The sequence below is a fragment of the Bacteroides sp. HMSC067B03 genome (assembly GCF_001811315.1).
Classification (GTDB): Bacteria; Bacteroidota; Bacteroidia; order Bacteroidales; family Bacteroidaceae; genus Bacteroides; species Bacteroides faecis.
Window position 1 is genome coordinate 1 of record NZ_KV804447.1, and the last position, 393, is coordinate 393.

Below are 393 nucleotides of genomic sequence, written 5' to 3' on the forward strand. Positions count from 1 at the left end.
TCGACGACCTGAAGATCAGTTTCTTTGAATTTGTGGAACCTATCGCCCCTGCCATTGAAGTTGTAGGAATCTTTGTAGGCGCGCTTGTCACGCTTGGAACTGTCGTATGGTCTGTTTCGCAGATCATGTCACTTGGAATAACAAAGATTGCCGGGGTTTGGATTGCGTCGATGGCTAAGATGGCATTGTCTACAATCATTAATAGTCGGCTAATTTCCGTCGCTATCATGGGCATCCCTGTCATCGGCTGGATTATTGCAATCATAACGGCTGTCATCGCTTTCGTGGCTTTCCTTTATAATAAGTTTGAAGGAGTCCGTGTGTTCCTGTTCGGATTGTGGGAAGTCCTTAAAACTGGCTTTCTTTCCTTTTTCAAGACGATTCATACCATCC

At 45.0% G+C, this 393-nt stretch carries 1 pseudogene; it reads left to right on the top strand.

The window, feature by feature from the left end:
* Positions 1–393, top strand: a pseudogene (locus tag HMPREF2794_RS21680) (phage tail tape measure protein); the annotation flags it as partial.